Genomic DNA, 2,140 nt, shown 5'->3' on the forward strand with positions numbered 1-2,140 from the left:
CTTTAGTGAGGGTATTGTTGCTTTGGGATTCTTGAGTATTTGTTAGATTGGCTTGTGTTTCTTGTGTCGTATTGGAGGATTCTATCCACATTATTATTTACAATCCTTACAATACTTCTTTACTATGCGTTCAATTTCGGCTTGGTAGTCTGGGGAATCGTAGAGTTGCATACAACCAAATATATAAGGTGGTTGCTCTAAGGATTTTTGAGCTGTATTTTCAGTAGTTGCAACACTATTGTGCCATTCTTCCATAGCACTATGAATGTGCAAATCCAATTCTGTTCTTATTTTGTCAGATTCATATTTCCAATTATAAGCAGATAAAAAAACACTAAGCAAGAAATACCCACTTTTTATATCATTTGGCATCTTGTCATAATTATTAGACGAATCCATACTGCCTTGATAATAATGCGTTATGCATCTTGCAAACCCCTCCATTTTGGAAATACTAACAATTTCATTATATTCTGTTTGATATTTTTGCAAATCTAGCGCAGTATAATTTTGGCAATTCTTACAAACAATGAAATTTATCACCTTATGTAAATATTCGTGATACTCTTTGGAATCATATATTTGCATACAAGGTATGAAATAATTTACCCCTCCCATTGCTGGACTTTTAAAAAAGCTATTTAGGTATTCAAGATTATTTGTATTTTGTATCGGAATCGGAAATTTATTGTAGGGCGCATAGGTTTGATAATATGCCATAAAAGGGGCATTTGCATTAATATATCTTTGGGTGTATTTAAACGCCACTTCACTTGTCTTATGTGGTTTCCAACCATTTTTCATTTGTAAAGTCTCTGGATATTGCTTATAAAAAGATTCTTCAAAGTTTTGTTCAATAGATATGTATTGCTTAGCTAACACCATATCCTGCAAAACTATATCATCATTTTTAAAAGTATTTATGCAATACGCCAAACCTTTTCTTTTCAAAGATTGCAATGTCGCAGAATATTCCTCTTGTGTTAGGTTCATCTTTAATAACAAATAAAGATTTTCATTCGCATTCAAGGATACATAACAGCAAAACAATAAAAATAGTAATTTTTTCATATTTAGTCCTCAAGCAACTCCCAAAAATGAGCCTCTGTTACTATGGTATCATTGCGCTGCAAATAATTACTGCCATCTGTAAAATGATCTTTATCCCATAATGTTGTATGTCCTTGTGCATCACTAAAGTGAATCCTCATAGTAATAATACCCTGTTTGTTAAATTTTTTTAGTTTATCAAGAAATTCTATGTTTTGGATTTTATTTTTCATTTCTTTTTGCGCCAATTCCGGCACTCCCCACTTAATCCACAAAAATGTTTCCATATCTATGGAGTTTGTTATATAGTAATTATTGTCTTTGTCTATCCTGCTGTATCTTTCTATGTCTTTCTTTATGTCGTGCAATATTGCTTTGTGCTTATCAATGTGTTTTGCATTTTTTATCAATGATTCTTTTAGTAGCATACCCCCTTTATTCAGAGCATAACTCACTCTTACCGCACAAGTATTAATGTATTGTTCTTTTTCTTTTTCAAAAGCTTTTTGAATTCTGCCCCCCCAAAAATCATATCTCAATTCAGCTTTTGTGTAATTATTTTCTTGATTGCCTATTCCATTGATCTCCTCATACGCTTTTTTCACATATTCAAAACTTGGTCTTTTGATTTCTATTCTAAGAATTGGTTTATCTGACATAAACTTTAACCTCCCCCACAGCAATATACTTACTCTTAAACACATTCTTTATTACTGCTTTATTATTATGTATTTTAGCACAAGTTGTAAATCTTTGATGATTTGAAGATTCTAAGGTTATTTCTATCTCCTCATTATCCCTACAATCCCTAGTAACAATATGCGAATTAACATCTTCAGAATGCCTTGAATACTCTTGCAATCTAATTTGTTCTTCCCCATAACTAAAATATACTTCTACAATCTTATTACTCAAAGATTCTCTTTTCCATTCTTTGATAATCTCATTCTCTTTAAAATCTTCAATAATTGGAATCTTAAATTGTTTAGTGTAAGTTTATAATCTTGAATATAAATAAAGAGTGGAGAATCTTTAGTGAGTGTATTGTTGCTTTGGGATTGTATATCTTGTAAGTTAATATTTGTAAGTT

At 31.0% G+C, this 2,140-nt stretch carries 3 protein-coding genes; all 3 read right to left on the reverse strand.

From position 1 onward, the window contains the following. Positions 1-93: 93 nt before the first annotated feature. From LS69_RS09860 to LS69_RS09870, 3 genes are read right to left on the reverse strand one after another with little or no spacing between them, the layout of a single operon-like run. The gene (locus tag LS69_RS09860; protein ID WP_138124612.1) at positions 94-1,071 is read right to left on the reverse strand and encodes a hypothetical protein; all 978 of its coding nucleotides are present in this window, start codon (positions 1,069-1,071) and stop codon (positions 94-96) included. Positions 1,072-1,073: 2 nt separating this feature from the next. Next, entirely contained in the window at positions 1,074-1,709 is a 636-nt protein-coding gene (locus LS69_RS09865) for a T6SS effector amidase Tae4 family protein (RefSeq protein ID WP_194145494.1), read from the reverse strand. Next, entirely contained in the window at positions 1,699-1,965 is a 267-nt protein-coding gene (locus LS69_RS09870) for a hypothetical protein (protein WP_238699304.1), read from the reverse strand. The genes LS69_RS09865 and LS69_RS09870 overlap by 11 nt, the downstream gene beginning before the upstream one ends. Positions 1,966-2,140 lie beyond the last annotated feature (175 nt).

The organism is Helicobacter sp. MIT 05-5294, assembly GCF_000765675.1.
Classification (GTDB): Bacteria; Campylobacterota; Campylobacteria; order Campylobacterales; family Helicobacteraceae; genus Helicobacter_D.